Origin of the sequence: Cupriavidus cauae (assembly GCF_008632125.1) — a bacterium.
In the GTDB taxonomy this organism is placed as follows: Bacteria; Pseudomonadota; Gammaproteobacteria; order Burkholderiales; family Burkholderiaceae; genus Cupriavidus; species Cupriavidus cauae.
This window is the reverse complement of sequence record NZ_VWRN01000064.1, coordinates 1-18824: the sequence shown is the minus strand read 5'-3', so window position 1 is coordinate 18824 and position 18824 is coordinate 1. Positions and strand designations below refer to the sequence as shown.

16 protein-coding genes and 1 pseudogene are annotated in these 18824 nt (G+C 62.7%); 3 read left to right on the top strand and 14 right to left on the bottom strand.

Features of this window, described 5'->3' with window-relative positions; genetic code table 11:
* Positions 1-25: 25 nt before the first annotated feature.
* The 5 genes from tnpC (F1599_RS22885) to F1599_RS22865 all read right to left on the bottom strand — a co-directional run bounded on the left by tnpC (F1599_RS22885) (position 26) and on the right by F1599_RS22865 (position 6221).
* Complete coding sequence (gene tnpC, locus F1599_RS22885) at positions 26-1615, bottom strand: IS66 family transposase (protein WP_034021473.1); 1590 nt, start codon at positions 1613-1615, stop codon at positions 26-28.
* A gap of 31 nt (positions 1616-1646) precedes the next feature.
* The gene (gene tnpB, locus F1599_RS22880) at positions 1647-1997 is read right to left on the bottom strand and encodes an IS66 family insertion sequence element accessory protein TnpB (RefSeq protein WP_017514072.1); all 351 of its coding nucleotides are present in this window, start codon (positions 1995-1997) and stop codon (positions 1647-1649) included.
* Positions 1997-2461 carry an IS66-like element accessory protein TnpA gene (gene tnpA / locus F1599_RS22875; RefSeq protein WP_017514071.1) on the bottom strand — a complete coding sequence of 155 codons (465 nt, stop codon included), beginning with the start codon at positions 2459-2461 and terminating at the stop codon, positions 1997-1999. Before tnpA ends, tnpB begins: the two co-directional genes overlap by 1 nt.
* A 423-nt stretch (positions 2462-2884) precedes the next feature.
* Complete coding sequence (tnpC, locus tag F1599_RS22870; RefSeq protein WP_053821762.1) at positions 2885-3229, bottom strand: Tn3 family transposase post-transcriptional regulator TnpC; 345 nt, start codon at positions 3227-3229, stop codon at positions 2885-2887.
* Positions 3222-6221 (bottom strand): Tn3 family transposase, encoded by a 3000-nt coding sequence (locus tag F1599_RS22865; protein ID WP_150084673.1) that lies wholly within the window; start codon positions 6219-6221, stop codon positions 3222-3224. Before F1599_RS22865 ends, tnpC (F1599_RS22870) begins: the two co-directional genes overlap by 8 nt.
* Positions 6222-6350: 129 nt before the next feature.
* On the opposite strand from F1599_RS22865, the gene F1599_RS22860 reads away from it, so the two are divergent.
* A complete protein-coding gene (locus tag F1599_RS22860) occupies positions 6351-6653 on the top strand; it encodes a DUF305 domain-containing protein (RefSeq protein ID WP_217435658.1) in 303 nt (100 codons plus the stop codon).
* Between the two features lie 101 nt (positions 6654-6754).
* The gene (locus F1599_RS22855; protein ID WP_223819833.1) at positions 6755-7531 is read left to right on the top strand and encodes a DUF305 domain-containing protein; all 777 of its coding nucleotides are present in this window, start codon (positions 6755-6757) and stop codon (positions 7529-7531) included.
* Positions 7532-8171: 640 nt separating this feature from the next.
* Here the strand turns inward: F1599_RS22855 and F1599_RS22850 are convergent.
* The 3 genes from F1599_RS22850 to F1599_RS22840 form a co-directional block, all read right to left on the bottom strand.
* Complete coding sequence (locus F1599_RS22850; protein ID WP_116359809.1) at positions 8172-8411, bottom strand: AbrB/MazE/SpoVT family DNA-binding domain-containing protein; 240 nt, start codon at positions 8409-8411, stop codon at positions 8172-8174.
* 160 nt (positions 8412-8571) lie between these two features.
* Positions 8572-8856, bottom strand: a complete 285-nt coding sequence (locus F1599_RS22845; RefSeq protein ID WP_116359808.1) for a hypothetical protein — start codon at positions 8854-8856, stop codon at positions 8572-8574.
* A gap of 289 nt (positions 8857-9145) precedes the next feature.
* Complete coding sequence (locus tag F1599_RS22840; RefSeq protein WP_150084672.1) at positions 9146-9403, bottom strand: hypothetical protein; 258 nt, start codon at positions 9401-9403, stop codon at positions 9146-9148.
* A 370-nt stretch (positions 9404-9773) separates the two neighbouring features.
* Between F1599_RS22840 and F1599_RS22835 the strand changes: the two genes are divergently transcribed.
* Positions 9774-11327, top strand: coding sequence for a sensor domain-containing diguanylate cyclase (locus F1599_RS22835; RefSeq protein WP_223819832.1), 1554 nt, complete (start codon positions 9774-9776; stop codon positions 11325-11327).
* A gap of 20 nt (positions 11328-11347) precedes the next feature.
* Here the strand turns inward: F1599_RS22835 and F1599_RS22830 are convergent, their stop codons facing one another.
* From F1599_RS22830 to F1599_RS22800, 6 genes and pseudogenes are all read right to left on the bottom strand, one after another.
* Positions 11348-11563, bottom strand: coding sequence for an AbrB/MazE/SpoVT family DNA-binding domain-containing protein (locus F1599_RS22830; RefSeq protein WP_150084671.1), 216 nt, complete (start codon positions 11561-11563; stop codon positions 11348-11350).
* Positions 11564-11600: 37 nt separating this feature from the next.
* Complete coding sequence (locus F1599_RS22825) at positions 11601-12254, bottom strand: hypothetical protein (protein WP_223819830.1); 654 nt, start codon at positions 12252-12254, stop codon at positions 11601-11603.
* Positions 12251-15214, bottom strand: coding sequence for an HsdM family class I SAM-dependent methyltransferase (locus tag F1599_RS22820; RefSeq protein WP_150084670.1), 2964 nt, complete (start codon positions 15212-15214; stop codon positions 12251-12253). Before F1599_RS22820 ends, F1599_RS22825 begins: the two co-directional genes overlap by 4 nt.
* Positions 15211-15954 (bottom strand): hypothetical protein, encoded by a 744-nt coding sequence (locus F1599_RS26360; RefSeq protein ID WP_223819829.1) that lies wholly within the window; start codon positions 15952-15954, stop codon positions 15211-15213. The genes F1599_RS22820 and F1599_RS26360 overlap by 4 nt, the downstream gene beginning before the upstream one ends.
* A gap of 1249 nt (positions 15955-17203) precedes the next feature.
* Positions 17204-18628: a TniQ family protein gene (locus F1599_RS22805; protein ID WP_150084669.1), complete on the bottom strand. Its 1425-nt coding sequence runs from the start codon at positions 18626-18628 to the stop codon at positions 17204-17206.
* Positions 18629-18630: 2 nt separating this feature from the next.
* Positions 18631-18824 (bottom strand): annotated as a pseudogene (locus F1599_RS22800) (ATP-binding protein); the annotation flags it as partial.

Below are 18824 nucleotides of genomic sequence, written 5' to 3'. Positions count from 1 at the left end.
CCCTTGCGGCCGCCGGCGGTATCCGCTAGGCGTCTGAGGACTTGAGCGTCCAGGGCAGCAGAGCCTCGTAGTCGTCGGCGGTCTGTGCGTGTGGCAACGCCTTGAACAAGGCAACGAGATACTGATACGGATCGACGTCGTTGGCCTTGCAGGTTTCCACCAGTGAGTAAAGACTTGCGCTGGCGTTGGCACCGGCCACGGTGTCGCAGAAGAGGAAGTTTCTCCGTCCGATCACGAATGGCCTAATCGCGTTCTCGCAGGGATTGTTCGAGATCGGCCAAGTTCCGTTCTCGATGTAGCGCACGAGCTTTGGCCACTGCCCATGCAGGTAGTGCAGCGCCTTGCCGAACAGGCTTTGCGGCAGTACGGTATGCAGGTGTTGCAGCAGCATCGTTTCGATCTCGGCCAGCAGCGGCTGGCTTTGTTCGGCGCGAACTTGCTGCCGTTGTTCCGGCCTCATCTCGAGCGTGTGGCGTTCGATGGCAAACAGCTTGCCGATGCGCTGCAGGAATCCGGTGACCGTGTGGTCGGCGCGCTTGTCCTTGGGCAAGGCTTGCTCCGCCTCGACCAGGTAGCGCCGCGCGTGCGCCCAGCATCCGAGGTGCACCAACTGATAGGTGTTTGCGACGTCGTCGTATGGTGCATAGCCGTCGGTCATCAACACCGACCCAGGCTTGATGCCGGCATAGAGAGCCGTAGCCTGCTTTGTCTCGCGTGTGGGGCTATAGGCAAACAACCGTACCGGCGGGCCCGTGCCATTCATCTGCGCCCATAGGAAGCTCTTTCTCTGGGCAGGCCTGCCGGACTCCTTGAGCACCTGTACCGTTGTCTCATCACCGTACACGACGTCTGCTTCCAGCAGATGGTCACGCAGCAGGTTGATGATTGGCTGCACCGCTTGGCCTACTCGCACTATGCTTGCGGCCAGGGTGCCGCGAGAGAGGTCCCCGCCGAAGCGATGCAGCAGCGCTGCCTGGCGGTACAGCGGCAGGCCATCCTGATACTTCGAGGTGATGCACCAGGCCAGCGCCGATTCGGTAAGGAGTCCCTTGGGAATAATGCGTGCCGGTGCCGGCGTCGTCTTGATGCCGCCGTCGCAGCATGGGCAGGCGTACTTGACCCGCTGGTGCTGGATCACGCGGACCTGTTGCGGCACGATGTCGAGCTGTTCGCTGACCTCAACGGCAATCTCGACCAGAGTCTGGCCATCGAGGGGGCAGACGCGTTCCGATTCGGGTAGTTCGTGACGAACCTCGACACGGGGCAGCGCCGGGTCGAGCGGCTTACGGCCACGCTTCTTGCGTGTGTGCCCGGCCACTTCGGTCTCGGGCGTACCTTCTTCTTCCTGCGCCGGCTGCGCGGCCGCTGCCGCCATGGCTTCGGCCTCATTGAGGAACAAGTCCTTCTGCTCCGAGCCTCGCGCCTCGCTCTTGGCGGCGAACAGCTTACGCTGGAACGCCTTGAGCTGTTCCAAGAGCAGGTCTCGCTGGACCGTCATCACACGCAGCTCGCCCTTGATTGCCTCGCGTTCCGCGAGTATTGCCTTGAGCTCGCGCTCGGCGTCTCGCAACAGTTGCAGCTCGGCGGCGGTAACGGTGACGGGCGTGGATGGCATGGCGGGTTAGACCGCTGCCGCCAAGCAGCGTTCACGCAGCGCGATGGTATTCTCGGTGCGGGTGCCGGCGCATCGCCTCGATGTCGATTCCCTCGAGCAGCCAGTGCAACTGTTCGACCGTCAGCGTGGCCACCGACGCCTCGCGTGGCCAAGCAAACCGGTCCGCCTCCAATCGCTTCAACAGTAGCCAGAAGCCGTTGCGATCCCAGCCGAGAATCTTGATGCGATCGGCCCGCTGGTTGCGGAACACAAATACAGCAGATGCAAACGGATCCAGCCCGAGCGCCTGCTCGACCAGCAGTGCCAGGCCGTTGATGTTCTTACGGAAGTCCACAGCGTCGCGATGCAGGTACACCCGCAGCCCAGCGTCGAGGCGGAACATCAATGGCCTCCATTCAGGGCTTCGATCATTGCCCTTACGAGCGCCACGTGTCGCTCGTCGCATTCGAGCTCGAGTGATACCCCGTTGGGTAGCTTCGCGCTCAAGAGTGCCAGCGGTAGCGCTCGCTGCGGTGGCGAATCGGCAGTCGCTGAGGCCGCTTCGCGGCGAGGCACCACGACCTTTGCAGGTGTCTCGATCGGCCGCGAATCCAGAACCTCCTGGACAACCGGCACGAATGCCGGCAATGCACCTCGCGCCTGCGCTGAATCTCGGTACTCCCGAATCCATTTGCGCAACTGATTAGCGTTGATGCCAGCCTTGAGAGCCGTGCCCGAAACCGATGCTCCCGATTGAAGGCAGAACTCAATCAGACGCCGCTTGGCCGCTGGCTCGTAGTCGCGCTTCCCATTGGAGCGGACTCGCACCGCCTGCAGCGGAAATAGGTCAATCTCGTCTTGGATCATGTTTGCGTCCGCAAAGTCTTTGCGGACGCAAGCCTGCCAACGTTCAGCCTTCAATACCAGACGTCGTCAATTGAGCGCTTACACTGTTTGCCTGGTATCCGCGACGCCCACAAGCCCGACCGAAGGCTGCCCAATCAATGCGGCGCCGACTCACTGGCGCGCACCAGAAAGTCAGAAAAATAGCTGCAATTTCCTACACCAACCTCGACTGTACACATCTGATGATGTCCGAGCTTGTTCGCCTGCCATGCCCGACAGGCAATGTACTGCCAGTTGATCGCATCGCTGCAAGCGGAAAAAGTGCGCCGAAGGGCCTAATGGACGCGGCTAAGTTGCTCCGGCTATCGTACTGACTTTTGTCCTGCTGCTTCGTCGGAACCGGCCTCACATGCGCCGTCTCGACGCGCAAGCGACCTAGCCGAGTCAGCTATCGTCGCGAGGGCGAAGCGGCTCCAGCGGGCGCAGCGCTTGAACGGCGCGCTTGAGCAGCAAGATCCAGTCATCCAACTCCTCTATGATGGCCTCGGTTTCGTCCACGAGGGTCGGGCCAGTGGTTGGATACGACAATGCGGCGCCGTTGATCAGAGTATGTGCCATGCCGTGCAAGCGCAGCAGATCGTCGCGCAGTCCGGCTGGCTCACAGCAACGCGCGCGGATCGCATCGAGTTGTTCCACCACGCGCAGGATGGTGGTCGTGTCGAACGTGTCCCGAAGCGCTTGCAACGCCTCAGCGTCGACCCTGCCGTAAGGTGTATCGGTATCAGGCATGGCGAGGCTTGCGGACGGAATGGGCGGGAGCGGCAAAGAGGCTGTCGCGAATCCAGGCTTCCGGCACCCGCTCCAGGTTGAGTTTATAGTCGCCGAAGCGCTTGATGTTGCTAGTGAGGTAGGGACTCAGGAAGCCGATGTCGGCCACGTCGACTTTGATCCCTTCCTTCACCATCGCGCGCAGGGCCTGCATCATGTCCGCCGTGTTCTGAAGAATCACGGCCGAGGCGATCAAGTCGTTGTAGCGCAGACGCTTCTGCTGCTCATCGGGATCGTTCTCGGCCAGCACATCGCCGCCGAACGAGAACCATTTGGCAAAGCCATTGTAGGACTCGATCTTGTTGGTGGTGGCGGTGATCTCCTGGCGCAACTCGCGGCTGCCAATCCATTCGAGCAGGAACGCCGTGCGCACGACCTTGCCGAGTTCCTGCGCCGCCAGAAACAGGCGGTTGCGGCGGCTTTCCGAGCCGAACCGGCGCAGCAGGAGCGGCGAGGAGATTGTTCCGGCCTGAATCGATAGCGCCACCTGCATCAGGTCCTTCCAGTGGAAGGCGATCAGGTCCCAGTCCACGGTGTCCGAGAACAGCCGGTCGATGTGCTTGTATTTGATGTTCGCATCGGCACGGTAAAGCTTCAGATCCTGCCAATTGCGGATGCGCGGCATCAGGTTGATGCCCAGCAGATGCGTGAAGGCGAACACCGCGGCCGACTGACCCTGGGTGTCGGCATGCACGGTATCGGCCTCGACGCTCAAGCCGGCCTTGAGCAGACCCTCGATCACGTAGATGGCTTCCCACACGCCGGGCGGAATGAAATGCCGGAACACCGCGATGTAGTTGTCGGCCACATGCCGGTAGGCCACCGCGCCCATCTTGCGGTACCGAAAGTGGTAGCCGGCCAGGAGGTTGTTGTCGTAGAAGTCGTACTGGGTGCCGTCAGCCGCGACGGTCTTGCCATCCCCCCAGTGCTTGGGCAGGTCGAGCCGCAGATACAGCTCGATCAATTCCCGCTGCGCGGTTTCGAGACGCTCCAGGCTCAGATGCCGGCGGTTGACGAACGACATCATGTGCGGCGTGACCCGTTCCCCCATATGGCGGGCCGCCTGGGTGGGTCCCAGGTTGCAGCCCATGGCGAAGATGGTCAGCAGGTAGCGCTCGGCCGCATTGCGGATCTTCGGGTCGCTGCCGGAGAGCGGGCCGAAGTGCCGTGTGAAGCGGGTCCAGTGCTCGATGTTGGCCAGCACGTCCAGCAGGTTGCGCGTCGGCATACGTCGGATCAGCGCCTGCTGCAAGGCAACGGCGCTGGCCGGAATCTCCCGGGCGACGGTGCGCTTGAGCACCGGCTCGCCATCCTGGCCGATGGTGACGTGCTGGCGCTTGTCGGGAAAGCTGGTATCCAGCTTGCGCGCCGCGTCGGCGAGCCACTGGCGTAAATTCGCCACGAAGTCCTGCGCGTTGGCCGGCATATCAAGCTTGGCACAGTATTCCGGCAAGCGCCGCTCGCATTCGCGCCAGGGCAGCAAGTGCGCACGGTAATCGGCAAAGGCGTCCGACCCTACGACGCACAGGTCGCCCGAGCGCAGCTCGTTGACCATATGCGACAGCACACAAAGTTCCAGATAACGGCGGTTGGTGGGCGCGCCCTGGTCGTGGGGGCGGCGCACCAGCTTGCGCCAACGCTCCGAGGCGAAGCTGACATCGACCTCGTCGGCGATCCATTCGCGGTGCAGGGATTCGTTGTCCAGCACCACCTCCAGCGCTGCCAGCAGGGTGCGAGACTGGCTGGTCGACTCCCATTCCAGCACCTGTGCCAGACGGAGCATCACCGAGCGGTGCGCCCGGAAATGCCGCCATAGCAGCGGCAGGTAGTTGTTGCCGCTGAAGGCCCGCACCTCCGCGCAACTCTCGCGCAGCGGCTCCAGATCGCCGGACGGCGCGAGGAAGCGGCGCACCTGCCGGCCTATCAGCGCGTCGTCCTGGCCATCGGCGACGATATCGACCACGCCGTCGAGCACAGTGACGAGTTTCTCCATCTGCGCGCGCTGACGCGACTGGATGCGCTCCATCTCGTCGCGCGCCCGCTTGTGGATCGCGCCCATGCGACGGATGAACATCTCCGCGAGGTCGTCGCGGGTGCGCACGCGCATATGATTGAGCAAGGCGACGATCAGCGTGTAGCGCTTCTCAGGCAGGATCTCCCGTAGATTGGCCGCGTCCAGGCTCATGGCCTGGCTGGCCAGCGAGCGCAGCTTCGAGGCAGGTACGCCTGCGATTGCTCGAGAGAAATCGCCAAAACCGTCCAGTAAGGTCAGGTGTTCTATGAGTAAGTTGAGATGCTTGCGTGATGGACGGCGCGCGTGGCGCTTGATGTTGTTGTAGGCGGTCAGGCGGTTGGTGAATTCCCGGGTGAGAAGCCGGTCCAGCCGCTGCTGATCCTCATCCGACAAGCGCCTTGCGACGCGTCGAAACAGCGCGGTCTGCGTGCGGCTGTGAATCTGCTCGGCAATGTTGACCAGGGTGGAAAACGCTGGCAGCTCGACCTGGTGCAGGATCAGCGCATCGATCGTGGCGTTGATGATGTCCACCTGCTGGTCCATCGTTTCCGCGGCTTCGCGCGCGGCGCGGATCGTGACCTCGTTGGCATCGGTGCCAATATAGGGCTGGACGCCGAGAAATTCGCGCACCGCCGTGTAATGCCGGTACAGCGTGGGGGACAGCTTGCGGTCATAGCCAAACGCGGCATCTGACGCCAGACCAGCGCTGGCGCGCACGTGGTCGATCACGACGACGGGAATGCTGTCCAGGTTGGGGAAGTAATGCAGTTGCTGGAAGACCTTCAGCAGCACCAGCAAGCCAAGTCGCGGACCTTGTCCACGGGTTGAGCGGGTGGCCCACTCCAGTTCCTCGGCATCCGGCGTGTAGCACGCCTGCAGCTCCTTGGTGGAGAAAACCTTCGGGAAACGCGGGTAGGCGGTACGCTCGACGGTGGCCATACAGGATCTCGGCAATCTCTGAAGGGCCAGCCAGTCTAGCCGAGAACGGTGGCAAAATTCTAGACCAGCGTTATAACTAACCTGAATGTTTTTGCTTGTCTATATAACCTCAGGGATTATGATAGCCGATTGCCCGCATCTTGGCACGACCCGCATCATGGTCACACCATGGGTGGTGGAGGAGGCGATCAGGACATGCACCGTTCGATGGCGCCTGGCATGAACAACATGATGTCGATGCAGTCGACCGGTGACATTGATCGCGACTTCGCAAACATGATGAAGATGCACCATCAGATGGCGATCGATATGGCGAGAACGGAAGCGGAAAAGGGTAAATCGCCTGAGATGAAAAGGATGGCCGACGATATCATCAAGGAGTCTCAACGCGATATCAGAAAGATCGACCAATGGCTGGAGCAGAGGAAATAGCGGTAAAACGAACCGGCTATTGGCATCCGGTTCCGGAATGCGCGGTTGCTTGCGCCCCGGCCAATCCTCAGTGAAGTGAACCCTGTACCCGGAGAATGGAAATGTCGACGCAAAACGCTAACGAGTCCCTCCGGGACAGCCAATCACCGCTATTCCAACTGAGCGACTATCTCGCTCGTCGAGTTGCTATAAGGGCAATCGGTCTGGGCTTGGTGATGGCATTGATCCCTCCGCTGTCCCACGGGTCGCAGCCGGGCAGAGGGATCACTGCGGGCTTCGAAGTCCGACTGATTCAATTGATTATTGACCATCACTATTCCGCATTGCGGATGACGGAGTTGGCGGCAGGTACCGACCCACAACGCACCGGCAACCTTACGCCCGACGAAGGCACGTCGCCAACGCCTGGCTACCCGGTCACCCGCCCGAAGTCTTCCCTTGATGAAGTGAAGTCAATGGCGAGGATGGAGAATCGCTCGCAGCGCGAAGAGATCGCACATCTGCGCGTGTTGTTGCGGCAATGGTACGGCATCGACTATGAACCTCGTGTGCGACAGGAACAGCAGCAAATGCTGGCTTTTTTGGACAACGCGCAACCCGGTAGGCAATTCGACCATGTTTTTCTGGAAGTCTTCAGCCGCCATCACTACACGTTGCTCCAACCGTTGAACGCATGTATCACCGGGGCGGACCGGCGCCATGATGAGCTGATCCGCCTTTGCACCCAGATGTGGCACGTCCAGACAGCGGCCGTCGACGAGATGCGACAGCTGCTTGAACGCCATTTCCACATTGCCGACTATCAGCCCTTCAGCGTAGACCGCCCACTGCACGGGCAAGCGGGTAGCCCGAGAGGGCAGCATAGCGGAGGAGACTAGTCCCAAGCGGGGACCAACAGGGCCACGGTCGAGGAGGCACTAGTGCCCCAACACGTAAACCGACCGTGGCTACAGCAGTCACTTTACTTGACGAACGCCGCGCATCGAGTGTGCGCCCACGCCCATTGTTGTCTGGCCAAGCCACGGTGTCATGCGCGCGCCACCAGCGGCTCATCGAAACCGCTCGGTGCAACGGCGTGTCGGTAGGCAAGGTCGCCAGCCGGATGGCCAAGCTCGATGTAGGTGCAACCCGGCGGGCATTGCTGTAGGACCGCGCGTGGAACTGGGTTAGCGACGCAATGCGGCCCGATTCAAGCAGTGGCGCATCGGGGAGAATGCAGATGACCGATTTTGTGTTCGACTGAGGAGCGTGCGAGCAAATCTTGCCGCTCGAGCCGGTGATCGCATTGCGTGTCCCGCGTGCGGCTCGACCGAAGGCAAAATAAGAATGCCGACTGGCCCTTTGGCGCACTTGTCGACTGGGTCTTTGGCCAAGCCCGTGGGCTCACGGACTGCAGCGCCCACTAGGATTGCTGACGGCTCCATTCGATGGCAGAATTCCCCCGCCCGCACCCCAATGCGGACATTGGCGCGACGCTCCCAGAAAGCTCGCGCTTTTTTTTGCGCCAGCTCAAGGCCGTCATGACGGGGCTTGGCGATCGGCCTGCTCCTGGTCGTCGCGTTCGTATGGCAATCCGTCAGGGGAAAAACTGGCGAACTTCTGCACGACACCGGCAAGCGAGCGCCGTGCAGGTCGGATCCGCAATTCGTCGCCGATGCGCTCGATCTCCAGTTCGATATCCGTATCCTCGTATGCAAGCGCGGCCGGAATACAAACCGCGAACGCGTCGCCATACTTGAAGGCTCTCGTGATGGCCATTTTTCCTCCGACGGTCGTCACGTTGCAAGCGACCGGGCTTAGCGCTGCGCACAATAACCGGCAGCTGCTTCGCCGGTGACGGCAGCCCGCGACGCACCTAAGGCGAAGAAGGTAACAGAGTCTCAGCGATCCAGCCAAGCCGTGCACGGCCGCGCCCGGTTCACTGCAGTGGGGTAGCTCCGCCTAAGGTGAACGTCATCAGCCCCTCATCGAGCGCCTTTTTGATGCAGCCAATCAATTGGCCTGAGGCCTGCGGCGTCAAGCTCAACACGGTGGGCAGCCCCTCCACCTGGCCAGAGACGCCCATGACGATATTGATGTCGACGCGGTCACCTTTCAGCGTCACGCTCAACGGCCCATCAACAGGAATGGTCAACGAGCGGTTTTGCGCCGCGGCGTCTTCGGCCCGCTGCTGTGCGCTCGCGTCATTGTTGTCTTCGGCCACTTGATGTCCTGGTTGATTATAGGGAAATGCCGTAACGCCACGCCCTGGTCCGGCACCGCGCATAACGGGAAGAATCCGGCGTTGCGCGCCATTATGCCCCGCCGAAACGTTGACGATGGAGGCATCCTGTGGGCGAGCCGTGAGGGCGCTGGGACATGTCTTATTTGTATCTAGTCATGGCAGTCCTCGGCCTTGACCGAACACCACCGCTGAAAAAGACGCCCGCCGCAGCGGGCGCTACGCCGGGTCGGGAATCCGGCGAAATCGATCGTCCGGTGAACACGGCGCGCTAGCGACGGTCCGAAAAGGGGCCTGAGTGTGCTGTCAGGCGCTGCAGCAGCACGGCGTCCTCCAACGGCGCCGGCGCTGGCTCCAGGTGCAACACCGGGGCGTCGGGAAATATCGCCGCGATCAGATCGGTCGGCATCGGTTCGGTGGGCAACGGGCCCAGTTGCAAGACCCGGCTGCCTTGTACTTCCGCCACCATCCAGCCTTCTGGTACATTGTAGAGGGCGGCAATCAACGGGTCGTCGGCTCGGTCGGTCATCGCACACATGAAAGTGGGCACGGCAGCGATTGTAGAGTCCAGTCGCCATAAAGTGCCAGAGACGGTACATAATCGGCGTCGGGAAAACCACACTGTCCCGCGCAATGAATCTGGCCCGACTTGAGGCAACTCTGCTCCTGCTGCACACGCAGGCGGCCGCACAACGCCGTCGCCTATTCAGGCAACGCTGGCGCCCTGGCCGCATTTGTGTGGCGCATGCGAACAGCGTGCTGTGGCGCTTGCATGCCCGTATCGCCCTGCTCGAGCGCTACCTGGCGAGCGCGAAGGCACAACGCCAATCCGACGAGCGAGCGTGGATTTGCCGCCCATGGCTACGGTGTAGCGAATGGGCAACCCGCGGACGACAACGATGACCTCAGCTCCAGACACCGCCATTGCCCCCTTGCCGCCGCAGCCGATGACGGCTGCCCGCTTTTCGCCGGCCGCGTTGATGGTCCCGCTTGCCTTGATGCTGGTGGCCGCGATCACGGCGCTGACAGCCACCGCACTCCTGCAGATGCGCCGGGACGCGCTCGCCAGCGCCCGGGAGGCGTCAGCCAATCTTGCTTTGACTCTGGAGCGCAGCATCGCGCGCAACCTCCAGTTGCACGAGGCCTCGATGCGCCATGCGCTCGATGCCATGCGCAATCCGGCCGTCATGGCGTTGGCCCCGTCGCTGCGCCAGCGCGTGCTGTTCGGTGCGTTCAACGAAGGCGAAGACATCGGCGCACTGCTGGTGGCCGACGCACAAGGGCGCCTGATCCTCGATTCCCGGCACTGGCCGCCGCGCGCGGTGAACCTGGCCGATCGCGACTACTTCATCGCGCAACGAGACCTGGGGCAGTCCGCGGTCTACTTGAGCCGGCCGTTCCAGCCTCGCTTAGTCCCCGACAACCCGACATCGATCGCACTGAGTCTGCGCGTGCCGGGCCCCGACGGCCAATTCGCGGGCATCGTGGCCAGCACGCTGCGGCTGGAGTATTTCCGCAAGCTGTTCGCTGGCGTGGCCCTGGGCGAAGGCGGCGCGCTGGCGTTGATGCGCCATGACGGCACCATCCTCATGCGCCGGCCCCTGGATGCCAGCCTGATCGGCCGCACGGTGCCGACCACGCCCGCGTTTGCCCCCATGCTTCGTGAACCGCATGGCGAACTGATTGCGGCAGGCACAGTCGACGGCATACGGCGCCTGTACAGCTTCCGCCGGGTCGATGGTTTTCCGCTGACGATTGTGGTGGGGCGTGCGATGGACGACGTGCTGGCCGTCTGGCGCACGCGAGCGTGGTGGTTTGCCGGGCTGGTGATGGCGATGAACCTGGCCATCGTGACACTGGCCATCTCGCTGGCACGGCAATGGCGGCGACGCCTCGCGGTCGAAGCGCACCTGCGCTGGCTGGCGGACACTGACGGCTTGACCGGCCTGGGCAGCCGCCGCGCCCTGGATGAAATCGCCGACCGCGAATGGCGCCGCAGCCGGCGCGAGGTGCGGCCGCTGTCGCTGTTGATGATCGACGTGGACTATTTCAAGCAGTTCAACGACCGCTACGGCCATGTGGCTGGCGATGATGCGCTCGCCGCCGTGGGCAAATGCGTTCGCCAGCAGTTGCGCCGTGCGGGCGACTACGCGGGCCGCTATGGCGGGGAGGAATTTGCCGTGTTGCTGCCCGGCACTGACGCGGCGCGCGCAGCGGCCATCGCAGAAGCCGTACGGGCGTCGGTGCTTGCGCTCGGCATAGAGAACGCGGGAAGCCCCTTTGGCCGAATCAGCGTCAGCGTTGGCGTGGTGACTGAAGGCAATGGTAGCGCATCGCCCGTCTATCCGGACCTGCGGGCGTTCTTTCGTGCAGCCGACGAGGCGTTGTACCGGGCCAAGCGCGCCGGCCGCAACCGCGTGTTGAGCTTGCGCGCTGCCGATTCACCAGCATGATGGGCTAGTGGCCGCACCCATCAGGGAGGCTCCTTGCCGATGGGCGGACCGAAATCCACCTCCCCATGGAGATTCTCAGGCGTGATGCCAGCTTGCAGCCCATCGAGGTCGTACTGCGCCTCGCGCAGCGGCTCGATGACAATGTGCTCTCCGCGTACGTCAACGGCCGCATTCACGCGCAAGTTAGCCGCTTCCATGATCGCGGCCGGGATGCGCACTGATGCGCTATTCCCCACTTCTTTCCCCCCTCACAGGCTCTCGCCGCGTTTTACTTCAATGGTCCAGGGGCAAAAACGCGTGGTGTAGGGCGATGGCCTCGGATGGCGGGGTTCGCGCATGCCGACTTTGCCACGTTTGCCCCTCAATGATCATGGCTGGCGCTAGGCGGTCCGCGTGGCGCGAGACACGGGACAAGTAGGCGTTGACGCCGCGCACCGCCGCTGCACAGGTGCCCGAGAGCACATAGCCAACCATGAAACCGACCGCGTGGTTCCCACCATACTTGCCGGCAGCGAATCGATCGACGCCTTCGATCACGTACTCGCGACACAAATGCGTATTCGATCCGGCGATCCGCTTGCATTCGATGATGGCATGGGGATCGTGCTCCTGCGTGCGCAAGAACACTTCGATTAAAACCAGCGGAATGTCGGTGCGCCCATCCGGCAGCACCACGCTGGGCGTCGAGCGCGACTCGGTGCCCGGCAGCACGACCAACTGCAAGGGCGAGTTCTTCAGTGCATGGCGCATGCCATCGCGCAAGCGCTCGGTCATCAGTACCTCACCTGCGTCGGTGTTCACGTCTGCGGCCGCACACGCGTGCTGCCAACCTGCTGCCACCGTCACCAAGATAGCAGCCACCACCTCGGGAGCCAGTTCGATGAACTGCCTGCCAAGGGCCGATGACGTCTCATAAGGAATCCTCAAGCGCGCCCCCCTACAAAACTCTCCGCCACAACGGCATCGGCATCCTCCAATGCGGCAATGTCCATCCAGTGACGGCGCGCTGCCGGCTTGATGATGACCACCTCGTTGCGCCCGTGCACGCGCAGTTCTCGCTCGGCACTGACTGCCGTGGCAATTTTCACTTGCAGACGATTGCCGATTCCCGCCAGCACGTCGCGCAACTTCCCGCCCGGACGGATCATGGACACGCTGCTCTTTCCCGGCCCCTCCTCCAAAATGAAGCGCACGACGCGAAGCGCGGCCTCCTTCGGCAGATCGATAATCTCTGCGCGCATATGCCGCTTCTTGCGCACAGAAAGCCACGCGTCCATGACGGACAGGAAGGTCCCTGCATACGAGGTCACTTCCACGTTACTGTCCGATGGCGCCATGGCGGCTTCACGCCCCTGCTCCCATTGCCAGCCCGCACGCAATAGTCCGTCTTGGATCACTACGCGGTCGGCCTGCCCTAGCTCATACAAATCGAACACGGCATCATCCAAGGCCTTCCAGTCTTCGGCCTGGACTTCGCGTTCGCGCAATGCCCGTGCGAGCACCAGAAGCCGCTGGCCTGCGGCCGAACTGACGGCGGACGAGAGCTCCGGCACCGGCAGCATCTCAACGTCTCGAATCAGCAGCTTTCGCTTGTAGACGCCGAACTCGGAAGCAGTCAGGCTGAAGAACCACGAAGCCAATGCGGAACTCAGAATCATGGCGAGCAGATCGGCCACCGGCTTCTGGCGCGCAGGCAATGACGCTGCGAAAAATGCGTCGGTGAAGATCAGATCCTGTTCAGCCACCGCCACGATCGCCCTTGGCTGAGCGAGCAGCATCTCCTTGACGATCAGCAGGGGCGCCCGATAGATTTGGCGTGCGCGCGGTCGTTGCGCCTTGGCATGGTGGTATCTCGCAAGACCGTCGGCAATCTGGAAGTGCCGCATATCACGGGTCTGCAGCAGCCCCAATCCGTTGAGCTCGCTGGCATCGAGCGTCCAGTTTTCCCGTTTGCCTTGGGTCAGCCCATCTCGGAATTTGGCATTCAGGACGGCAAGCCGCTCCCCCAGACTGCCATGCGTCATCGTCAGCTCATCGAGCAACATCAGATCCCGGCGACGCCCCACCGCGGCCGCTTTGAGCTTCAGGGGCTGCTTTTCGATTTCACCTAGGGTGAGCTTGAGGATGTCACTTGGAGCGACTTCGAACGAATGAGTTTTCGCGCCGCTGGGTGTCCATGGAATCTGCACGACGGTGATCTGATCGGCCCGCTGCTCGGACCGATGACGGGCGAAAAGCACCACTGCCGGCATCGTGGCGGTGGCGAACAGCCAGCTGCACAAGTTCGATAAATTGACCAGCGTCACCGGCGCCAGCATGCGCATGACATGGTGGGCCGCCTTCATTCCCGTGCCACTGCGGCTGAAGAACGGCGTGGCGCTCAGAATCACGCCAAAGCGAGTCTGCGCATGCGAAAACTCGGCCGCCCGCAGTACAAAGTCCAGGCCCTCTCCCCGCGGCTGCGTGGGTACCCCGGTGGTCATCGCTTGGCGCCGTGCCTGCGTACCGGATTGTCCCTTGAAGCTCCAGGGGGGATTGCCAACAATCAGGTCGAACTGCTTGAGCCCCGTCGACGTGGTTAGCACCGCCTTGCCGTCGCCTTGCCGTTCGATGGTCCTGGCATCGCCCACGAGCAACGTTCTGCCAATCAACGGCTCGAATTTGAGCGACTGTGATGGCTGCGGATCCGGATCGAGTTCGAGCGCGGCCAGGTACAGGCTGAAGGCGGCCACCCGGATCGCGGCTTCGCTGATGTCCACACCATGCACTTGTCCATAGAGGGTGGAGCGAATCAACTCCCGCGTGGGCGGTTTGCCACCGGCGCGCAGATACACTAGGCGCCGCAGTGCTTCGACTAGGAAGACCCCTGACCCGCAGGTCAGATCGAGCACCGATTCCCGTCCCGTCAGGCCATCCATGACCTCGTCGAGAATCAGCGACACGACTGACAGGCGCGTGTAGTGCACGCCGTTGCGCAATGCCTCCGATTTCTGCCCGTTCGCGTCCGGATCGGCATGCGCGAACTGTTCATAAATCGAACTGATCAGTTCGACCGGGATGACGTCGAACTGATACGGGAAGAATGTCAGCTGGCCAGTTTGCGGATCGACCGCTTCGAGGAACTCGGCGACGCGCTGCAAATGCTGAGCGGCCGGCGTCGTTCTCACCGACGACGGCGGGAACATGTCCCCGTTAAAGGTTTGCGCCAACCACTGAAACAGCTTGGTTGTAGCACTGCGGTCGCGCAGAATCGCCGGCAGCGCCGTGTAGCCGCACACGCGCCGCAGGCGCGCGGCACTGACGATGCCGCGGTCAATCAGGTATTGGGTAAAGATCACCCGTCCGATCAGCGCTTGCGCCGCGCTGCGTACCAGATTGCCGGCGACCAAATCCCGTTCGAGAAAGGCCAGGTCCGAAAGCAGCTTCTGGTCGACACCGGTCTTGCGATCCACCGCCGGTACTTGCGCCCAGAACTGACCGGTTTCAATCGCCAGTCGCCCGGCCAGTTCGTCCAGTCGATGCAGGGAGTCTTCGATCGTTTCGAAGCGCCCGATCAAGTGCTTTTGCGCGTCGCCCTCCTGCAGCGGGGTACCAAAGCCGTTGTACAAGTCGATGCGCTGGGGGGAAACGACCCACAGCAGTGGCGAAAATCCTTCGTTCCATACTTCACGCCGCCATTGGCTGACAACGTCATCGGTCGGGGGAGTCGCCTCGAACTTGAAGTAGACCGTTAGCGCCGAGGCGCTACGCCATGATGCATCCGGCACGAAGGCGCGGCCGCGCCGGGAAGCCTGGGCATCGCGGCCCAGTCGCAGGCCGGCTGCGGGTTGTCCGTCGGGAAGAAAACCCGTTGCCGCAAGAACGTGCTCTAGCGTTGCCGATATCACGCCCGGCTCCGTACGGCTTCGGGTGGAAAGGGAAGCGCAGCTTGCGCCGGCGCGCTCATCGCGGGCAACACCTGTTGTTGCAAGCGGGCAATCAACGGATCGAGCGCAACCACCAGTGTCGGTTCCGTCAGTACGTCTTTGCCGCTCCACGAATCGGCCCCATGCAGGCTGGCCGTGGTCGGTGTGACCAGCACGATGGCGCCTTCCATCAGTGGCGCGCTTGCGGCGAGCACCCGGAACAACGCATCCACACCGACACTGACCGAACCGATGTGAACGCCCAATGAACTAACCAACGCCTGGGTGACGGACAAACCGAGCAAGTCGGCGAAGCTAAAGCGGGCCGCTTTCCCCGTCTTCGAAGCGAGGTAGGGGATGGCCTTGCGCCAATGCCTGACGGTTTCCGTCGACACCCCGGTGAGGGTACGCATTTGATCCTGCGTGAACTGAATAGCGGTAACAGTCGGCATTCGCGTTGCTAACAACATAAATATGCGTTGATTCTCCCATGTACTTCCGTTTGAGGCAACGGCATACTGCGATAACAATCGCGGCACGACGGAGTTCCATGCGAGCGACGCTGGAATGACAAGACATCTACTAAGCCACAGCCGGCGCTTGACATGGCCGGCTTGGTCTTCGACGGCGCGGTCACCCTCGCTCTGCTGATTTCCTTGGAGACCGGGGGCAATCTTGCGCTGACGCTCGAGCGCAGCATCTCCCGCACCCTGCAGGTGCATGACTTGCGATCGCCGGCGTCGCAACTTCGTTGCAGGAACCCGCTGTCGTGTCGCTGCCCGCCTCCTGCGGGAGCGCGCCCTCTTCGACTTCGCCATCAATGCCCAGGACACGGGATCATTGTTCGTCAGCGATGCGCAAGGAAAACTTGCGCTTTGACTCGCAGCAGTGGCCGTCAAGTCGCTCTACGTCGCACATCGCGATTACTTTTCAGGCGCGCCACTGGGATTACGCCGGGCTGTACATCAGCCGGCCGTTTCAAGGGCGCCTGCAGCCGAGCGATAAATTCCTGGAGCTGAGCCGGCGCCTGATTTCGCCTGACGGCAGCCCGGCGCTGGGTACAGTGGCGTAACCCCTTGCTAAGCCCACCGGAGGCCGGGATTGCCGCTGACGGCATGAGCGCGCTTGCCCCGCTTGGCAACGGGGGCACGGTATAGTATCGACGGGGTGGCAACGTCGGGAGCATCGGATGCGAACAAGAATACGGAAGTCGGGCAAGGGCGCCTCGCTCCGGCTCCCGGCCGAGATCGTGGCAGCGACCAGGGATGAGTATGACGTAGAGGCTCTGATCACCGGCATCACACCTGAAAACCGCCACGGTGAAGTGGATTTCGGCCCGGCCGTGGGCCAAGAACGGCAGACATCCGGCCATCAAACGACGTCTGCCAAGCCCCATTCACCGAGCAGACGCCGGCCATGATGGCTGCGGGCACAGCGGCTCCTCTTCCAGGCTGCTATACAATCGATGCATGAAACCCGTGGATGGCTCGCGCATACGCTATGGCGACCAAGTGCGCCTTGCGTTGATTGATGGCCATCACTATTCGATGGCTGAGGCGACGCGCGCTTGTGGTTTGTATGGTCGGCTGATTGAAACAGGGCACCGCCTCGCCAGCCCGGCGTCACTCGTAGCGGTGCAGATCGCGCGCCGCGACCGCGCTGCCGCCAGTGCCCTGCAGCTGGAACGGCGCGTTAAGGCGCCTCCGCGTCGACCGTTTTAGCCCGCCTGCCGTCACAGGCGGCTTTTTTGTCGCCCCACCGTACCGGCAGCCGATCGGTGCGCTTCATCCCTGGCCGCACCAGCCTACTCGCTACGGCCGGCTGTCCCAGAACATCCGCGGAACGCGACCACGATGCCCAACTGATAGCTGCCGGCCCGGTCGGTGCCCTGATTTCGGGCTGGGATTTGACCGTAGAGGGTTGGCGGCCGCCGGCGGTCCCTCGTGCGCCCGGCCCGCCAGCGCCGCCCCCTCACCCTCGACCCCGGTGGTCGGCCGATCGCCAATGCAGAAGCGACGCTCCCTGCTCATCACTGCGCAAGCGCACACAGTAGACGGGATCCTGTCGGTGGGAAGGGGGGCTGCCGGCTTCAATATCGTCCAACCAGCGCGTGATGGCGCGATGCTCGCTGTCGATCTCCCAACGCGCGGCAGTCCGGAACAGTCCAAGCAAAGGAGAGTCCCAAATCCATTCGCAGCAGGGCCATACCCGTTGCATGAGGTAAAGATAACCGTCCGGGGACACCTGCGCTCCCTCCTTATAGGAGAGCACGCCAGCATCGCGCATCGCGTGCGATTCCTTCAGAAAGCGATACATCTCTTGCTGCGCGAGCCGCGACGGCAGCGCCCTGCCCCGGCTTCCCCAGTCCAGCTCCAGGTCCTGCAGTGCCACTTCAAACGGACACTGCCGTGATGCTTCGCCCAACTCATCAGGAGGGATCTGGATCCAACAGAACTCGCCGAACCCGGCTTTGACGCGCTCCCACCGACACCCGCAGGTGCCATGGCGCTGCCGGATCTGCTGCTGAACGGCCTGGCAGTACCACGCTGGCGAGCCTTCGGACGTATCGCCGCTGTCCTTGTAGAACGCAAACAAAGAGTCAAACCGCAAGCCACGCTCGCCAAGACGCGCCAGCTCGCGACTGACTGCGCGCGGAAAGCGCGCCTGATGGACGACCCACGCGCCACCGCGGTCGGCAAGCAGTGGCTCGAGCTCGGTGGGCAGGGGGGTAAGCGTATGCAGCTGGCCAAGGGCCTGCGTCATCGTGACTGCGCCACGATGCGTCCCTGCCTCGGACCGCCACAGCTCGCCTGCCTGCATCCGCTTGGAAGCGTCGCACGCGTCGCGCACCCACGCTGCCAAGGTCAGCAGCGCCCCGGGCTCGCGCGTCGGAAATCCGTCCGGGGCGAAGTGCGGCCAAGCGGCGCAATGCCCCTGCATCAGGCGCTTGAACGCCCCCAAGCGGCGCTCGCCTATGTTCCCGGTCCGGTTGGCCGGTACGGTGGTCAGCGCCGTCAGGTGGATGGGGCACTTGGTTAGCCAGGGCACCTCATGCAGGTAACTGTGATAGCCCTGTTGCGCACAGGCTGCGCAATACCGGACGCTCGGCCCCTGACTGTAAGCCGCAGGGGGCGCATAGGTGCCGCACTGACGAAAATCGAGGGCGTGCTGGAGGACATCGGCCAACCGAGCCGGGTCCTCGCCCAAGAGCGAAGACACCCGCGCGACGTCATCATCGGAGGCGAACCCCAGATGGCGCGGTTCGACGCCCAGGAACGCGGTGCCGGCCCGCGCGGGGACGCCATTGAGCGCACAAAACCTGGCGACGAACGACAGCGCCGACTCGTAGGGGCGCAGATTGCGTGGCCACCAGTTGACCGAAGGATAGCCCGCCACTGCTAACTGCCCGCGGCGATGATTCTCATGTGGTCAGAGAAGTTGGTCTTGGCCAATTCTCTGAGCCAATTCTCGTAGCAGGTCGCCTCGTCCCAGTCCATGCCGCGGGCCAGTTGGAACAGCACGCTCTCGGTCGCCTTGGCAACGTGTTGCATCGGAAACTCATGCCGCCGTCGCGCCTGCTGCGGTGACAACT